Genomic DNA, 14,947 nt, shown 5'->3' with positions numbered 1-14,947 from the left:
GTGAGCGCGCGGCTGCGCGGTATCGCGCGGGAGACCGAAGCCGTCGTCGAAGCCGGGCACTATCACAACGCCGCAGGTCGGACCGTGTCCATCGAGCGCGCTGTGGCAGCCGCCCGCTCCGGCACCCGGCTGTACGGCCCCGAGCCGGTGCCCGTCCCCGCCCTGGACACCGACCGGACACCCCGCTTCGAGGTCACCGGCGAGAGCAGCCTCCGGGCGGCCCGGCGGATGGCCGACGAAGCCCCCGGAAAGGTCGCGGTGCTCAGCTACGCCTCCGCTCGCAACCCCGGCGGCGGCTATCTGAACGGCGCCCAGGCCCAGGAAGAGGCCCTCTGCCGTGGCTCGGCCCTCCACACCACCCTGCTGCGCGCCCCCGCGTACTACGCGCACCACCGCGCCGAACGCAGCGCCTTCTACACCGACCGGGTGATCCACTCGCCCGGCGTCCCCGTCTTCCGCGACGACCGGGGCCGCTTCCTCGACACCCCGTACGAGGCCGGATTCCTGACCTCCCCGGCGCCCAACGCCGGAGTGATCCGGCGGCAGACCCCCGAGGAGGCCCACCGCGTCCCCGCCGCCCTGGCCGCCCGCGCCGAACGGGTCCTGGAGGTGGCCGCCGCCGAGGGCTACCGCAGGCTCGTGCTGGGCGCCTGGGGCTGCGGGGTCTTCCGGAACGACCCGGGCCAGGTGGCGGGGGCGTTCGGGGCGCTGCTCGGCGAGGGCGGCCGGTTCGGCGGCCACTTCGAGCACATCGTGTTCGGCATCCTGGACCGCACCCCCGACTCCCCGGCCCGGGCGGCCTTCACCCGGACCTTCGGGGGCGGGGGAGGGTAGCGGGGGCGGGAGCCGTCGGGCCCGCCCTCAGCTCCCGCGCCCCCGCCGCCAGTCTCTGCCCCCGCCGTCAGCTCCCGCCCCCGCTGCCAGCCTCTGCCCCCGCCGTCAGCTCTCCCGCCCCCGCCCCCGCCGTACCACTAGCTCCAGCCGTACCGCTCCCGCAGCCGCCCGGTGACGGTGTCGAACCGATCGCGGTCCAGCGCGCACGCCTCGCGCCGCATCCCGTCCTCGTGGACCCGCAGCACCCGGTCCAGATCGACCCAGGACGGCCGTCCGGAGCTGTCCCAGGGACCGGCGCCCAGCGCCACCCACTCGTGGTCCATGTCGTGCTGCTTGCTGGAGAGCTGGACGGCGAGCAGGGTGCCCGTCGCCTCCCGGGCGACGACGAGAACCGGCCGGTCCTTGCCGCGCCCGTCGCTCTCCTCGAACGGCACCCAGGTCCAGACGATCTCGCCCGGGTCCGGGTCGCCGTCGCGGTCGGGGGCGTACGAGGTGCGGACCGGGCCCACCGCGTGGGGATCGGCCTGGACGGTGGCGGTCGGACCGGTGCTGCCGGGGACTACGGACGGGCTGTCGATGCGCTCTGCGCTGTGGTGGAACGTCATCGCCACACCGTATGACCTGCGGGGCCCCGGCCGGGGAGCGGGGGCGTCCGGCGGGGCCCGGGCGAGCCGCCGCACGAGCGTGCCCCCGGGGCACCGGCCGGTCGGGCGGATCTGGAAGACTGCCGCTCGCCATGAGCCAGTTACCCAAGCAGCCCACCGAAGTCTCCGTACCGACCAGCGCCGATGTCGCGCGCCTCGCCGGAGTGTCCCGGGCCACCGTGTCGTACGTCCTGAACAACAACGCCGCCGTCCGGATCAGCGAACCCACCCGGCACCGCGTCAGGGAGGCCGCCACCCAGCTCGGTTACGTCCCGCACGCCGCCGCCCGCAGCCTGCGCGCCGGACACAGCCGCCTGGTCCTGCTGCCCTCCGGGCACATACCCTCCGGCCCCCTCCACCAGTACTTCTTCCAGGAACTCCAGGCGGGGCTGCGCCGCCTGGACTACACCGTCGTCCAGTACGGCAGCGCCGGCCTCGCGGACGGCGAGGCGGTACGGGCCTGGGCCGAACTGCGGCCCGTCGCCGTCGTCGTACCGCCGGGCATCACCCTCACCCCGCACGGCACGGACGTCCTCACCCGTTCCGGCGCCAAAGCGGTGATCACCCTGGGCCCGGAGCCGGTGGCGGGCGCCCACGGGCTGGTCATGGACCAGCGGCGGGTCGGCGCCAGCGCGGTCGCCCATCTGCTGGCGCGCGGCCGCCGCCGCATCGGGGTGGTGATGCCCCGGGAGCCGGGCCTCACGCCGTTCTCCGAACCCCGCCTCGCCGGAGCCCTGCAGACGGCCGAACCGGCCGGGGCTTTGGTGTGCCCCCTGCCGCTCGGCTACGAGGAGGAGTCGGCGGCGGAACTGGCGGGCCGCTGGCGGGAGTTGGGTCTGGACGCGGTGTTCGCGTACAACGACGAGTACGCCATGCTGCTGATGCGCGCGCTCCAGGACGCGGGCGTCGCGATACCCGGCGACACGGCGGTGATCGGGGCGGATGATCTCCTGCTCGGCAGGCTGCTGCGGCCCCGGCTGAGCACGGTCCGGATGGAGCTGGCCATGGACCAGCCGCTGGCCGAGACGATCGACCGGCTCGTCCACCACCCGGGCGCCGCCCCCGTCCACCAGGACCTGCTGCGCACCGGCGCCGTGCACCGCGACTCCAGCTGACCGCCCCGGCGCGACGACATGCGCGGCCCGCGGCGGATGTCTAGCGTCGGGACCATGAGCCACCCGCAGAGTTACGAACTCCTCCTGATCCCCGACCACAGCAGCACGCGGACCGGAGCCCCCGGACGGCCGCTCCGCTCGGCGGTCGTCTCCGCCACCGGCGAGACGGGGGCCTCGGGCTACCCCCGGTACACGGGCGAGGGCATGGAGGCGGACATCGACCCGGAGACCCGCACGGTGGAGGCCGTGCTGGTCGACGGCGAGGAACTGGACCCGGGCATGTCGGTGCACGTGGCCGACGGAATGCGCCCGACAGGCTGAATCCGCCGGAGGCCGGGACGCATCCGCCGGCGGCCGGACGCGCCGAAATCCGTAGGCCCGGCACCCCGGGCCCGTACGGCGGCAAACTGCGATGAGAGGGGTGGCGGGGCCTACTGAGGCTCGGACTGCCCCTGCTGCCCCGCCTCCGCCGCCCGCTTCTGCTCCTCGACGGACTTGCGGACCTCGTCCATGTCCAGGTTCCGGGCCTGGCCGATGACGTCCTCCAGGGCGGCCTCCGGCAGAGCACCGGGCTGCGAGAAGACGGCCACGTTGTCCCGGACGATCATCAGCGTCGGGATCGACCGGATGTCGAAGGCGGCGGCCAGCTCCTGCTGCGCCTCCGTGTCGACCTTGGCGAAGACGAGGTCCGGGTGGCGCTCGGACGCCGAGTCGTAGACCGGCGCGAACTGTCGGCAGGGGCCGCACCAGGAAGCCCAGAAGTCGATCAGGACGAAGTCGTTGTCGCTGACGACCTGATCGAAGTTTTCCTTGGTCAGCTCTACGGTGCTCATACTCCTGCTACCTCTTCCTGTGCCGGGTTCGGTCCGTCCGGCACAACGGTGACGGCACGTGCGCTATTCCGCCTGCCCATGTGGCCGGGGCGCACACCCGCGACGACACTGTTTCCATGAATGCTTCCGAGTACGACGTGGTGGTCATCGGCGCAGGTCCGGTGGGGGAGAACGTGGCCGACCGGGCCCGCGCGGCGGGGTTGAGCGCGGCCGTGGTGGAGTCCGAGCTGATCGGCGGCGAATGCTCGTACTGGGCCTGCATGCCGAGCAAGGCCCTGCTGCGCCCCGTGGTCGCCCGCGCCGACGCCCGCCGCGTCCCGGGCCTCAGCAGCGCCGTACAGGGCCCCCTCGACGTCCCGGCGGTCCTCGCCCACCGGGACGAGATGACGAGCCACTGGAAGGACGACGGACAGGTCGGCTGGCTGGAAGGCATCGGAGCCGACATCCACCGGGGTACGGGCCGCCTCACCGGCCCCCGCGAGGTCACCGTCACCGCCCCCGACGGCATCGAGCACCACCTCACCGCCCGCCACGCCGTCGCCGTGTGCACCGGTACGAGGGCCGTCGTCCCCGACCTCCCCGGCATCGTGGAGGCCCGCCCCTGGACCAGTCGTGAGGCCACCAGCGCCGAGAAGGTGCCCGGCCGGCTCGCGGTCGTCGGCGGGGGAGTGGTCGGCGTGGAGATGGCCACCGTCTGGCAGGCGCTGGGGGCCCAGGTGACCCTGCTGATCCGGGGCGGCGGCCTGCTCCCGAAGATGGAGCCCTTCGCGGGCGAGCTGGTGGCCGAGGCGCTGACGGAGGCGGGCGCCACGATCCGTACCGGAGTCTCCGTCACCGCCGTCGAGCGCCCCGCACCGGACGGCCCGGTGACGGCCGTCCTGGACGACGGCACCCGCATCGAGGCCGACGAGATCCTCTTCGCCACCGGCCGGGCCCCGCGCACGGACGACCTCGGCCTGGAGACGGTCGGCCTGGAGCCCGGCTCCTGGCTCACGGTGGACGACAGCTGCCGTGTCGAGGGAACCGACTGGCTGTACGCGGTCGGGGACGTCAACCACCGCGCCCTCCTCACCCACCAGGGCAAGTACCAGGCCCGCATCGCGGGCGCCGCCATCGCCGCCCGCGCCCGGCGGACCCCGCCCCTGGACACGGCCCCCTGGGGCCCCCACGCCGCCACCGCCGACCACCGGGCCGTCCCCCAGGTCGTCTTCACCGACCCCGAGGCCGCCTCCGTCGGCCTCACCCTCGCCGAGGCCGAACACGCGGGCCACCGCGTCCGCGCCGTCGACTACGACCTCGCCTCGGTCGCCGGCGCAAGCCTCTACGCCGACGGCTACAAGGGCCGGGCCCGCATGATCGTGGACCTGGACCGCGAGATCCTCCTCGGCGTCACCTTCGTCGGCCCCGGCATCGGCGAACTCCTGCACTCCGCCACGGTCGCGGTGGCCGGCGAGGTCCCCATCGCCCGCCTGTGGCACGCCGTCCCGGCGTACCCGACGATCAGCGAGCTGTGGCTGCGGCTGCTGGAGACGTACCGGGGGTGAGCGCGAACGGTTACGGGCCGACGGACGGCCGGCCCGGTGGCCGGACGCCTGCGCCGTCCTCCTGGGGACGACGGCGCTGCTGACCGACCGTCGCGATCCTCAGCGCCGCGACCAGATCCCGGTAGGGGTCGTCGGAGGTGAGCAGTTCGTCATGGGTTCCGGAGGCGCGGCAGAGGCCGTTCTCCATCACCATGATCCGGTCGGCCTCCACCACCGTGGACAGCCTGTGCGCGATGGTGGCCACGGCTCCGTGCTCCGCGACCTTGACGATGGCGTCGTGGATCGCGGACTCGCTGAGGCCGTCCAGCTGTGCGGTCGCCTCGTCCAGCAGCAGGGTCTCCGGCCGACCCGCCAGGGCCCGCGCCAGGGCGATGCGCTGTCGCTCGCCGCCGGAGATCTCGGTGTCGGACACGGTGCTGTCGAGGCCCTCCTCCAGTTCACGCACCCGCTCGTCGAGCCGTACGGCCCGCAGCACCGACCAGAGGTCGTCCTCGCTCGCCTCCTGGTGGTTGTAGAGCAGGTTCTCCCGCAGGGTGCCGGGCACCAGGGGGGTGTCCTGCTCGACGTAGACGATCCGCCTGCGCAGTTCGTCGAGGTCGTAGTGGTCGAGCGGGACACCGTCGAGGCGGACCGTTCCCCCGGTCGGGTGCAGGAAGCGCAGCATCAGCGAGAACATCGTGGTCTTCCCCGCGCCCGACGGGCCGACGACAGCGGTGTGGCCGCGGCGGGCGATGGAGAGGGAGACCCCGTTCAAGGCGGTGCCGGCGTCCGGTCCGTACCGGGCGACGACGTCGTGGAACGTGAGGACGGGGGAGGCCGGCGCCCGCTCCGGAGCCGGAGCGGCTTCGTCCGGGGCGGGAACGACGGCGGGGCGCCGCTCCTCGGGCAGGTCCTGGATCTCCTTGATGCGCGCGGCCGCCGCCAGACCGGACTGGAGCAGCGAGACCGTCTGGGTCAACTGGGTCACCGGCTCCACGATCCAGAACGCGTAGAGGAGGAAGGCGACCAGGCCGGAGACCGGCAGCATCCCCTCGCTGACCCGCCAGGCACCCACCGAGAGGATCATCAGGATCGCACCCTCGAAACCGACGCCCGCCAGCGTCCGGGTCAGCGACTCGATGCGGATCGCGCGTACCCGCTGACGTGCCGCAGGGCGGTTGGGCCGCGGAGAACGCCGACTTCCTCTTCGGCTTCGAGGACTACTCGGGCGCGACGACCGACCCGACCGAGGCGACGTCCGGTGTGGGTCGGCAGGACGGAGGACAGCCGCAGGACGGAGAACGGCCGGCGGGCGGCGAGGCGCAGGAGCAGACCTGGGAGGAGCCGGACATCCCCTGGCTCACCTGCACGGACATCACCGGCGGACCTGCCCGCACCTACGCCGAGTGGGCCCGCGACGAGCGGTTCGTCCCCCATACGCCATGGCGTGGAGGGCGGTGAGAGCCCGTCAGGAAACCTGTATCCCCAGACTCGTATCCCCGCAGGGTGGGACCATCCCGCACCGCCCGGCCTCTCGGGCGGGCTCATGACCCGCCCGAGAGGCGTACGGCGTCGGGGTCAGCCCGCCGCCCGCAGCTCCAGCGTGCAGCACTTCACGCTGCCGCCCGCCTTGAGGAGTTCGGAGAGGTCCACGCCGATCGGGTTGAAGCCGCGGTCGCGGAGCTGGTCCGTGAGGGCGGTGGCGTTCTGGGGGAGGACCACGTTCAGGCCGTCCGACGTGGCGTTGAGGCCGAACACCGCGGCGTCCTCGGCCGAGGCGATCACGGCGTCCGGGAAGAGGCGGCGCAGGACGGCGAGGCTGCCGGGGGAGAAGGCGCCCGGGTAGTAGGCGACCGTCTTCTCGTCGAGCACCGTGAGGGCGGTGTCCAGGTGGTAGTAGTCGGGGTCCACCAGGGTCAGCCCGATCACCGGGCGGCCGAAGAACTCCTGGGCCTCGTCGTGCGAGCGCGGGTCGCTGCGGAAGCCGGTCCCGGCCAGCAGCAGGTCGCCCACCAGGAGGTAGTCGCCCTCGCCCTCGTTGACGACGCTCGCGGTGCGCAGGTCGGGGAAGCCGTTGTCGCGCAGCCAGTCGTGGTACGCCGGGCCCTCGGCGATGCGCTCGGCGTTTCGGAAGCGGGCGACCAGGGCGCGTCCGTCGACGACCGTGGCGCCGTTGGCGGCGAAGACCATGTCGGGGAGTCCGCGGACGGGCTCGATGGTGTCGACGGTGTGCCCGAGGTTCAGGTAGACCTCGCGCAGCCGCTCCCACTGGGCGATGGCCAGCGGAGTGTCGACGGGCTTCTTCGGGTCCATCCACGGGTTGATGGAGTAGACCACGTCGAAGTAGGTGGGCCGGCACATGAGGTAGTGCCGGGCACGTGCGGTACGCATGGGTGTGGGTCCCGATCGTCAGGGGCGGCCGGTGAGGTAGCCGCCCATCGAGGTGAAGTACTCGGTCGCGGGAAGTTCGCGGCCGTCCCCGGTCCGTACGCGGGTGATGGCCAGACCGTGGTTGCGGCCGGTTCGGGCATCGGCTCCGGCGACGATCACGACGCCCTCGCCCTCGCGGTAGAAGATCCGGCCCGGGGTGCCGCCGTAACGGCCCTGGGACACGACAGCGGAGAGGACTTCGAGCCGCTGCCCCTTGTGGAAGGTGAAGGCGCTCGGGTACGGCGCGGACTGGGCGCGGATCAGACGCTCCAGGTCCTCGGCCGGCCAGTTCCAGTCGATACGGATGTCCTCCTCGGCCCGCTTGTGGAAGAAGCTGGCCCTGGATCGGTCCTGCGGGGTGAACTCGGTCCGCCCCGAGGCGATCAGGCCCAGTGCCTCGGTGGTGACCGGGGCGATGAGATCGACCGTACGGTGGAAGAGGTCGGTGGACGTGTCCGTCGGCCCAACGGGGACCGACCTCTGGACGACGATGTCGCCCGCGTCCAGCTCCTCGTCCATCAGATGGGCCGTGACGCCGACCTCCGGCTCGCCGTTGATGAGCGCCCAGATCAGCGGCGAGAAGCCCGCGTAGGCGGGCAGCAGGGAGTCGTGGATGTTGAGCGTGCCGTGGACGGGGAGGTTGTAGATCTCCGGCGGGATCCAGGTCCGCCAGTTGTTGGCCACGATGATGTCCGGGGCCACCTCCTTGAGCCGGTCCAGCAGCTCGTCGTCCGGCCGGTTGCGGATGATCACGGGGATGCCGTGCTTCTCCGCCAGATCGGCCACGGAGTCGCTCCAGATCTTCTCGTAGGCGTGCTCGCTCCTCGGGTGCGTCACGACCGTCACCACGTCGTGCTCGGAGTCCAGCAGCGCCTGCAGCGTGCGGTGCCCCCAGGTCTGGTAACCGAACATGACGACCCGCATGGAGGTGCCTCCTTGGATGAGCGATGGACCGGCGATTCAGTAAAGCAAGGCTTACCTAAGACCACAACGTCCCATGATTCACAGTGGTGTTGGCGGATCAGGTCGGCTTGAAACGCACCCTGACATCGACAGGGAGGGGGTGGGGGGTTAGCTTGGGCCGGCCCGCTCCCCGGCTGCGAGCCGTGGATCCGACCGCGACGGGGAGGGACCTCCCATGCTCTGTACGAGGCTGACGAACGCCCGCATCCTGACCATGGACCCGCACCACCCCGTCGCCCGTGACCTGGGCATCTGGCAGGGCCGGATCGTCGGCCTGGACGGTGCGGTGACCGCCCTCCCGGCCCGCGAGGTGGTCGATCTCCAGGGCGCCACCGTGCTGCCCGGCTTCATCGACAGCCATGTCCACCTGGCCTGGGCCGGGTTGAAGGCCCGTACGCCCAGCATCGCCCCGTGCGCCCGGATCGAGGACATCCTCGCCGTCGTGGACCGGGCCGCCCGCAGACCCGCACCGCCCGGAGCCTGGCTGGATCTCGCCGGTTACGACCAGCGGGCGCTGGGCCGCCACCTGACCGCCGCCGAGCTGGACCGGGTCAGCCACGGCCGCAGGATCCTCCTGATGCACGACTCCGGACACGCCTGCGTCGTCAACTCGGCCGTCCTGGACCTGCTGCCGGACGGAGTGGAGCACCAGGAGGGTTTCCTCGCCGAGAGCGCCATGACCGCCGCCCGCCGGCTGCGGCTGCCTTACGGGCAGGAGGAGTTGGCCGACGCGATCGAGCACGCCGCCCGGGAGTGCCTGGCCGAGGGGATCACGGCCTGCGTCGAGGCAGGCATAGGCGGCGGGCTGCTCGGCCACAGCCCTGTCGAGCTGGGCGCCTACCAACTCCTCCGCGACCGGGGCCGACTGCCTCTGCGCGTCCAGCTCATGGCGTCCGGCGACACCCTCCGTACCCGCGCCGCCCACCCCGACGACGGCTTCACCCAGGCCATGGACCTCGGCGTGCGCACCGGCTTCGGCGACGACTGGCTCTCCCTGGGCGCCCTGAAGATCTACACCGACGGCGGCATGATGGCCCGCACGGCCGCGCTCACCTCCCCGTACGAGGGAACGGGCGACAACACCGGACAGTTCCAGGACGACCCCGAGCGGCTCACCCGCCTCATCGTCGACGGCCACCTCGCCGGCTGGCAGCTCGCCGTCCACGCGATCGGGGACCGCGCCGCCGACCTCGCCCTCGACGCCCTGGAGCACGCCCAGAAGCTGAGGCCCCGGCCGGACGCCCGCCACCGCATCGAACACGCCGGGCTGATCCGCCCCGACCAGTTGCCCCGCCTCGCCGCGCTCGGGGTGAGCGCGGTCGTCCAGCCCGCCTTCCTGCGCCACTTCGGTGACGACTACGCGACGGTGATGGGGGAGCGGCGGGCCGGCTGGATGTACCGGGGCCGGGGCTTCCTGGACCACGGCGTCACCCTCGTCGGCAGCTCCGACCGCCCCGTCGCGGACGGATCGCCGCTGCGCGCCATCCAGTTCATGGTCGAACGCGCCTCCCTGACGGGCCGGACCATCGGCGGCGACGAGGCCATCGGAGTCGAGGAGGCCCTGCGCGCCTACACGGTCGCCGGTGCCCACGCCTCCCACCGGGACGGTGCGGCGGGCACCCTCTCCCCGGGCAAGCGCGCCGACCTGGTGGTCCTCGGGGACGACCCGCACCGGGTGGACCCCAGCCGGATCGGTGACATCGAGATCGTGACGACGTACGTGGACGGCCGCGACACACGGGAGGTGGCCGCGGCCTGAGGGGTCTGGGGGGGAGAGGCCGGGCGGAGCCGCTGCCCGCACGCCCGGGTCAGTAGATCAGGGAATCAACGCCTTTTTCGTGTTATTCGGGGTGAATGGGGACATCGGCCCCGTAGGTTGGGGAGAACCGCCACTCCACTGGCGTCCTACGTCCCCCGACACCGCAACCGGACGAGCGCCGGACCGCCGTGTTCCACGGTCGCCCGGCGCCCCGTGCGCCGCTGTTCACGAACGAGGAAAGGCAGGGCAGGTGAACGTGCTTGGGATCATCGCCTCCGGTGCGGCCGCGCTGTTCATCACGGTCGTACTCGCCAAGGGCGTCCGCCGTACGGCGCTCCGCGCCGGAGCCGCCCACGAGCCGGGCGCGCGCCCCTCACGCGCCGGGGTGGTGCGCAGACTCGGCGGTACGACGGTGGTCCTCGGCGTCGGCGCGGCTGCCGCCGCCGGTACGGGGCTCGGCGCGGCGGGCGGGTCCGGACGGGCCGTCACCGGGCTGCTGGCCGGGGCCGCGATCGTCGCCGCCCTCGGACTCGTCCACGATGTGCGGCCGCTCGGCGTGCCCCTGCGGGTGGCGGTCCAGACGGCCGCCGCCACGCTCGCCGTCTGCCTCGCCGGTCTTTCGCCGGTGGCGGGCGTCCTGGCCGTGATCGGGATCGTCGCCGTCACCCAGGCCTTCGCCCTGCTCGACACCTCCGACGGAGTCCTGGCGACGGTCGGCACCGTCACCGCCGCCGGGCTGCTCACCTGCGCGGCCCTCGACGGCCGGGCCGGACTCGCCCTGCCGCCCGCCGTCCTGCTCGCCGGGCTCATCGGTTTCCTGCTCCACAACTGGCACCCCGCCCGCATCCGTCCCGGCGCGTGCGGGTCGCTCTTCACCGGCTTCGTCCTGGCCTCCTCCGGCGCACTGGTCCTCGCGGAGGCGCCGCCGGAGCGCGCCGCGTGGATCGCGCTGCCCGTGCTGGCCACCGTCGCTCTAGCGGACGCCGCCCTCGTCCTGGTGTCGCGCCGCCGGGCCGTGCGCCCCCTGCTCCAGGACTGCGGCGACCACATCACGCACCGCCTGCGCCGCCTCCGCGTCACCGTGCCCGGAGTGGCCGTCGTCCTCGGCCTGTGGGCGGGCGCGGCGGCGCTGACCAGCACGCTGGTGTACGCGGAGGTGCTGCACCCCGCCTTCGCCCTCGTACCGGTGACCGGCAGCGCGGCGGCCGTCGTCGCGCTGCTGAGGATCCCGGCGTACGTGGCTCCGCCGGTCACGGCCACCCGCCGCCCGCTCACCGGAACCGTCCGCACCGGCACCTCACTCCGGCCCGGGCCCAAGCCCGTACCCGCCGCGCCCGAAAGCCCCGCCCCAGTGGCCGCCGAGCCGGCCCGGACCACCCCCGGCCGCCCCACCGTGCCCCCGCCACCCACCGGCCGCCCCGCCGTGGGCCTCACCGCCGACCGCAGCTGAAGCTGACCGACGCGCCACGAACCAACGACTGCGGAGGACCGGCCACAGACCGCCCGACCACAGACCGTCAGCCGCAAGCCGGGATGCCGCACCCGTCACCCCGGTCACCCTCGCCACCGGCCGATCGTCGCCCGGGCCGCCGTCCGCGCGTACGGGGATACCATCAGCAAAGGCGCCCACGGCCAGGTGTGGCGCAGGCAGTACACCCACCACTGGCGCGGCGGCAGCTCCCGTGCGGAGGTCACCCGGCGCAGCGCCTCCCGCACCCCGATCCCCGGCTCCAGCGAACCGGGGGTGTCCGGCCCCTCCGCGCAGACGCCGACCGGTGACGGGGCGACGAAGGCGTCCACCCCGGCCCGCCGGGCGCGGTACCCGTGGTCGTAGTCGCCCATCCGGTGGCGGAACACCTTGTCGGGGTCCCCGACCAGGTCGTGTGCGGCCCGGGAGAGCAGCACCACGCGGCCGTCGTACGTGTCGCACGGCTCGGGGCGCTCCCCGCCGGGCTCCACGAGCGTGAGCGAACGTCCGCGCCGCCCCGAGTAGACCGTGGTCCCGTCCGGCCCCCGGACCGCCCCGACGACGACCGACCCGTCCCCGACCGTATCCGCTGCCCCCAGCAGCGTGGTGAGGGCGTCCGGGAACAGTTCGACCCCGTCGTCCAGCCATAGCTGGTGCGTCCACCGATGGCTCGGCCCGCCCGGTCGGCCGCGGTGCGAGCCGCCCCCTCCGCCGCCGCTGCGGCTGTTGCGGCTGGCGATGCGGAGCGCCTGGTTACGGGGGATGTCCGCGTCCACCGACATGACCTCGACCGACGGGTGGAGCAGGCGGACGGCCTCCGGAGTACCGTCGGTGGAGCCCGCGTCCACCAAGTGCACGCCCAGCGTGGCGTGGGCCGGAAGCCCGTGCTGGGCGTGCAGGGCCGCGAGCGCCGACAGCGTCCTCGTACGCCGGTTGTGACTGGTCATCAGCACGGCCAGGTGGACGGAGTGCACGGCGGGGCTCCTCACTGCACAAGTCCCATCATTCATGCATGAAAGCTGATAATCCGCATAGGCTGAGTGAGTGAGCGCTACACCGATACCGCTGGTCCCGCCGGAGAACCTGCTTCCCCCGGAGCCCGGTCCCATGGCTCCGGGCCGAACCCGCCGGGCGGTGCGGGTGGCGGCGTTCGTCCTCGCCGTGCTCGGCGTGATGACGGTGGCGCTCACCTCGACGGTCCGGGCCACCGTCCTGTCGCCGGGGTACTACCAGTCCGTCCTGGACGAGGAGTCGGCGTACGACCGTCTCTACAGCGAGGTGCTCGTCGACCCGGCGATCGCCCCCGTCACCCGCGACCTCCTCGCCCATCTGCCGGTCCCCGAGGCGCTCGTGACCTCCAACGTCAAGGTCGTCCTGCCCCCGGCCACGGTCCGCTCGCTCACCGACCAGCAGATCCACGCCCTCACCGACTACCTGCGCGGCGACACCGAGGAACTGCGACTGGCCGTGGACCTCGACCCGGTGCTGCGGAACCTGGCCGAACTCGCCCGTATCTACTTCGGTGACCTGGTCGCCAGCCTGCAGGACCAGGACCAGCCGGACTTCGCCCGCTTCACCGACGACCTCACCGCCGCGCTCGAAGCCCTTAGGGAGGGCCGCGCGCCCACCCTGCCCGCCCTGCCGCTCACCGACGACCAGGCCGCCCGCGCCACCGACGCCCTGCTCAGGCTGGTGCCCGAGGGAGAGCGGGCGGAGCTGCGCCCCGAGGTGGCCGTGGCCCTCGGCAGGGGCGACGTATCGACAGCCCTGGCCACGACCGCGGCAGCCGCACTGGCCGACGGGTCACGGACGGCGGCGGCCGATCTCCGTACCACCCTCCGAGGAGGTACGTGGGATCTCACCGCGACCCTGACGGCCGCGGGCAACGATCTCGAAGCCCTGGAACAGGCCCGTGAGCGGGTGCAGCGGCTGACCCAGCTCCAGATCCTCGCCACCGTCCTGGCCCTGGTCTCCCTCGCGGCCCTCTGGGGGACCGGCCCCGGCGCCCCCGCCCGGCGGCTCATGGGGCTGGGGCAGGCGATCGCCGGCGGCGGAATCCTCGCGGCGGCGGCCGTCCTGCTGGTCCGCCCGGTCACCGGGGGCCGGTTCCTCACCGTCCCGCCCTCCTGGCCGCCGAGCGTCACCGCGCTCGTCCAGGACCTCCAGCGCAACGCCGTCGACCAGGCGGTGGCCACCGGACTGACCGCCGCCCTCACGGCCCTCGTCGGCGGGGCGCTGCTCACCGCCACCGGCTGGGCCTTCCTCGTGCGCCCGCGCACGCTCCCGACACCCACCGCCGTACGGGGCGTGGCCGCGGGCGTCACCTGCGCCGCGCTGGCGGGCGCCCTGCTCGTCCCGCCCGTACTCGGCCCGTCCGCGCCCCGCCGCTGCCAGGGCAGTACCGAACTCTGTGACCTGAGGTACGACGAAGTCGCCCACCTCACCGCCCACAACGCCATGTCGACCACCGCCGACCGGTTCATCGGCCCCCTTCAGGACCCCGACATCACCACCCAGCTCGACACCGGGGTCCGCGCGCTCCAACTGGACACGTACCACTGGGAGAGCCCGCAGGACATCGCCGCCCGGCTCGACGACCCCGAATTCACACCGGAGCAGCGCCGGCTCATCTCCGCCGCGATCGACCGGGCCAACCCGCCGCGCGAAGGGCTCTGGCTCTGCCACAGCGTCTGCCGGGCCGGGGCGATCGAGCTGGTCCCCACCCTGGAGGACATCGGTGCCTGGCTGCGTGCCAACCCCGCCGAGATCGTCACTCTGATCATCCAGGACGACATCAGTGCCGAGGAGACCGAGGAGGCCTTCCACGAGGCCGGGCTCGACGAACTGCTCCACGCCCCCTCCGAGGACCCCGATGAGCCGTGGCCGACGCTGAAGGAGATGATCGACAGTGACCGGCGTCTGGTGGTGTTCGCGGAGAAGGCGGACGGCCCGGCGCCCTGGTACCGCAACTTCTACCGGTACGGGATGGAGACCCCGTTCGCCTTCCGCAGCCCCGACGAGATGAGCTGCGCACCCCACCGGGGCGGCACCGGCAAACGCCTCTTCCTCCTCAACCACTTCGTCACCGACGGGGGCGGCAGCCGACTGGACGCGGGCCGGATCAACGCCCGGGACTGGCTGCTGGACCGGGCCCGCTCCTGCGAGGCCGAGCGTGGCGGCCCGGTGAACTTCGTCGCCGTCGACTACACGACCGTGGGTGACGCCCTCGGGGCGGTGGAGGAACTGAACACCCGCCGCGCGCGGGAAGCGCGTTGACCGTGCGTCACCTGGAGGGGACAGGACGGGGCAGGCTCGCGGACGAACCCCGGGGCGGGTGTCAGAGGCTCATGAGAGGCTGAGTTTCCGAGCTTCTCCGCG

14 protein-coding genes are annotated in these 14,947 nt (G+C 73.2%); 8 read left to right on the top strand and 6 right to left on the bottom strand.

Going from position 1 to position 14,947, the window contains the following annotated elements:
* Positions 1-834, top strand: coding sequence for a TIGR02452 family protein (locus DJ476_RS01520; RefSeq protein WP_103417652.1), 834 nt, complete (start codon positions 1-3; stop codon positions 832-834).
* A gap of 137 nt (positions 835-971) precedes the next feature.
* On the opposite strand, the gene DJ476_RS01515 is transcribed toward DJ476_RS01520, so the two are convergent.
* Complete coding sequence (locus DJ476_RS01515; protein WP_112489604.1) at positions 972-1,439, bottom strand: type II toxin-antitoxin system PemK/MazF family toxin; 468 nt, start codon at positions 1,437-1,439, stop codon at positions 972-974.
* 131 nt (positions 1,440-1,570) lie between these two features.
* On the opposite strand from DJ476_RS01515, the gene DJ476_RS01510 reads away from it, so the two are divergent.
* Both DJ476_RS01510 and DJ476_RS01505 read left to right on the top strand, forming a co-directional pair.
* Positions 1,571-2,593, top strand: coding sequence for a LacI family DNA-binding transcriptional regulator (locus tag DJ476_RS01510; RefSeq protein WP_103417650.1), 1,023 nt, complete (start codon positions 1,571-1,573; stop codon positions 2,591-2,593).
* A gap of 54 nt (positions 2,594-2,647) precedes the next feature.
* Positions 2,648-2,914, top strand: coding sequence for a hypothetical protein (locus DJ476_RS01505; RefSeq protein ID WP_112489603.1), 267 nt, complete (start codon positions 2,648-2,650; stop codon positions 2,912-2,914).
* Positions 2,915-3,024: 110 nt separating this feature from the next.
* Here the strand turns inward: DJ476_RS01505 and trxA are convergent, their stop codons facing one another.
* Positions 3,025-3,426, bottom strand: a complete 402-nt coding sequence (gene trxA / locus DJ476_RS01500) for a thioredoxin (RefSeq protein ID WP_070202152.1) — start codon at positions 3,424-3,426, stop codon at positions 3,025-3,027.
* 116 nt (positions 3,427-3,542) lie between these two features.
* On the opposite strand from trxA, the gene DJ476_RS01495 reads away from it, so the two are divergent.
* Entirely contained in the window at positions 3,543-4,970 is a 1,428-nt protein-coding gene (locus DJ476_RS01495) for a dihydrolipoyl dehydrogenase family protein (RefSeq protein WP_112489602.1), read from the top strand.
* A gap of 10 nt (positions 4,971-4,980) precedes the next feature.
* Here the strand turns inward: DJ476_RS01495 and DJ476_RS01490 are convergent, their stop codons facing one another.
* Positions 4,981-6,036, bottom strand: coding sequence for an ABC transporter ATP-binding protein (locus DJ476_RS01490; protein ID WP_318294286.1), 1,056 nt, complete (start codon positions 6,034-6,036; stop codon positions 4,981-4,983).
* 77 nt (positions 6,037-6,113) lie between these two features.
* On the opposite strand from DJ476_RS01490, the gene DJ476_RS01485 reads away from it, so the two are divergent.
* A complete protein-coding gene (locus tag DJ476_RS01485) occupies positions 6,114-6,410 on the top strand; it encodes a hypothetical protein (RefSeq protein ID WP_208853466.1) in 297 nt (98 codons plus the stop codon).
* Positions 6,411-6,527: 117 nt separating this feature from the next.
* Here DJ476_RS01485 and ddaH read toward each other — a convergent pair whose 3' ends face one another.
* Both ddaH and DJ476_RS01475 read right to left on the bottom strand, forming a co-directional pair.
* On the bottom strand, positions 6,528-7,340 hold the full coding sequence (gene ddaH, locus DJ476_RS01480; protein ID WP_112489601.1) for a dimethylargininase: 813 nt from the start codon (positions 7,338-7,340) through the stop codon (positions 6,528-6,530).
* Positions 7,341-7,358: 18 nt separating this feature from the next.
* A complete protein-coding gene (locus tag DJ476_RS01475) occupies positions 7,359-8,303 on the bottom strand; it encodes a methionyl-tRNA formyltransferase (RefSeq protein WP_103417645.1) in 945 nt (314 codons plus the stop codon).
* Positions 8,304-8,517: 214 nt separating this feature from the next.
* Here DJ476_RS01475 and DJ476_RS01470 point away from each other — a divergent pair, with 214 nt between their 5' ends.
* Together DJ476_RS01470 and DJ476_RS01465 are read left to right on the top strand one after the other, a co-directional pair.
* Positions 8,518-10,101 carry an amidohydrolase gene (locus tag DJ476_RS01470; RefSeq protein ID WP_112489600.1) on the top strand — a complete coding sequence of 528 codons (1,584 nt, stop codon included), beginning with the start codon at positions 8,518-8,520 and terminating at the stop codon, positions 10,099-10,101.
* A 250-nt stretch (positions 10,102-10,351) separates the two neighbouring features.
* A complete protein-coding gene (locus DJ476_RS01465; RefSeq protein WP_103417643.1) occupies positions 10,352-11,551 on the top strand; it encodes an MraY family glycosyltransferase in 1,200 nt (399 codons plus the stop codon).
* A gap of 104 nt (positions 11,552-11,655) precedes the next feature.
* On the opposite strand, the gene DJ476_RS01460 is transcribed toward DJ476_RS01465, so the two are convergent.
* Entirely contained in the window at positions 11,656-12,543 is an 888-nt protein-coding gene (locus DJ476_RS01460) for a glycosyltransferase family 2 protein (RefSeq protein WP_103417642.1), read from the bottom strand.
* 133 nt (positions 12,544-12,676) lie between these two features.
* Between DJ476_RS01460 and DJ476_RS01455 the strand changes: the two genes are divergently transcribed.
* Positions 12,677-14,845 (top strand): PI-PLC domain-containing protein, encoded by a 2,169-nt coding sequence (locus tag DJ476_RS01455; RefSeq protein WP_112489599.1) that lies wholly within the window; start codon positions 12,677-12,679, stop codon positions 14,843-14,845.
* The last annotated feature ends 102 nt before the right edge of the window (positions 14,846-14,947 follow it).

The sequence above is a fragment of the Streptomyces bacillaris genome, from assembly GCF_003268675.1.
Classification (GTDB): Bacteria; Actinomycetota; Actinomycetes; order Streptomycetales; family Streptomycetaceae; genus Streptomyces; species Streptomyces bacillaris.
This window is presented reverse-complemented; position numbering and strand designations above follow the sequence as displayed.

Bases quoted from the DNA above. Each gene is read 5' to 3' on its own strand.
- DJ476_RS01515 (WP_112489604.1), bottom strand. From the start codon at position 1,439: ATGACGTTCCACCACAGCGCAGAGCGCATCGACAGCCCGTCCGTAGTC.
- DJ476_RS01510 (WP_103417650.1), top strand. From the start codon at position 1,571: ATGAGCCAGTTACCCAAGCAGCCCACCGAAGTCTCCGTACCGACCAGC.
- trxA (WP_070202152.1), bottom strand. From the start codon at position 3,426: ATGAGCACCGTAGAGCTGACCAAGGAAAACTTCGATCAGGTCGTCAGC.
- DJ476_RS01490 (WP_318294286.1), bottom strand. From the start codon at position 6,036: ATGATCCTCTCGGTGGGTGCCTGGCGGGTCAGCGAGGGGATGCTGCCG.
- ddaH (WP_112489601.1), bottom strand. From the start codon at position 7,340: ATGCGTACCGCACGTGCCCGGCACTACCTCATGTGCCGGCCCACCTAC.
- DJ476_RS01470 (WP_112489600.1), top strand. From the start codon at position 8,518: ATGCTCTGTACGAGGCTGACGAACGCCCGCATCCTGACCATGGACCCG.
- DJ476_RS01475 (WP_103417645.1), bottom strand. From the start codon at position 8,303: ATGCGGGTCGTCATGTTCGGTTACCAGACCTGGGGGCACCGCACGCTG.
- DJ476_RS01455 (WP_112489599.1), top strand. From the start codon at position 12,677: ATGGCTCCGGGCCGAACCCGCCGGGCGGTGCGGGTGGCGGCGTTCGTC.
- DJ476_RS01505 (WP_112489603.1), top strand. From the start codon at position 2,648: ATGAGCCACCCGCAGAGTTACGAACTCCTCCTGATCCCCGACCACAGC.
- DJ476_RS01495 (WP_112489602.1), top strand. From the start codon at position 3,543: ATGAATGCTTCCGAGTACGACGTGGTGGTCATCGGCGCAGGTCCGGTG.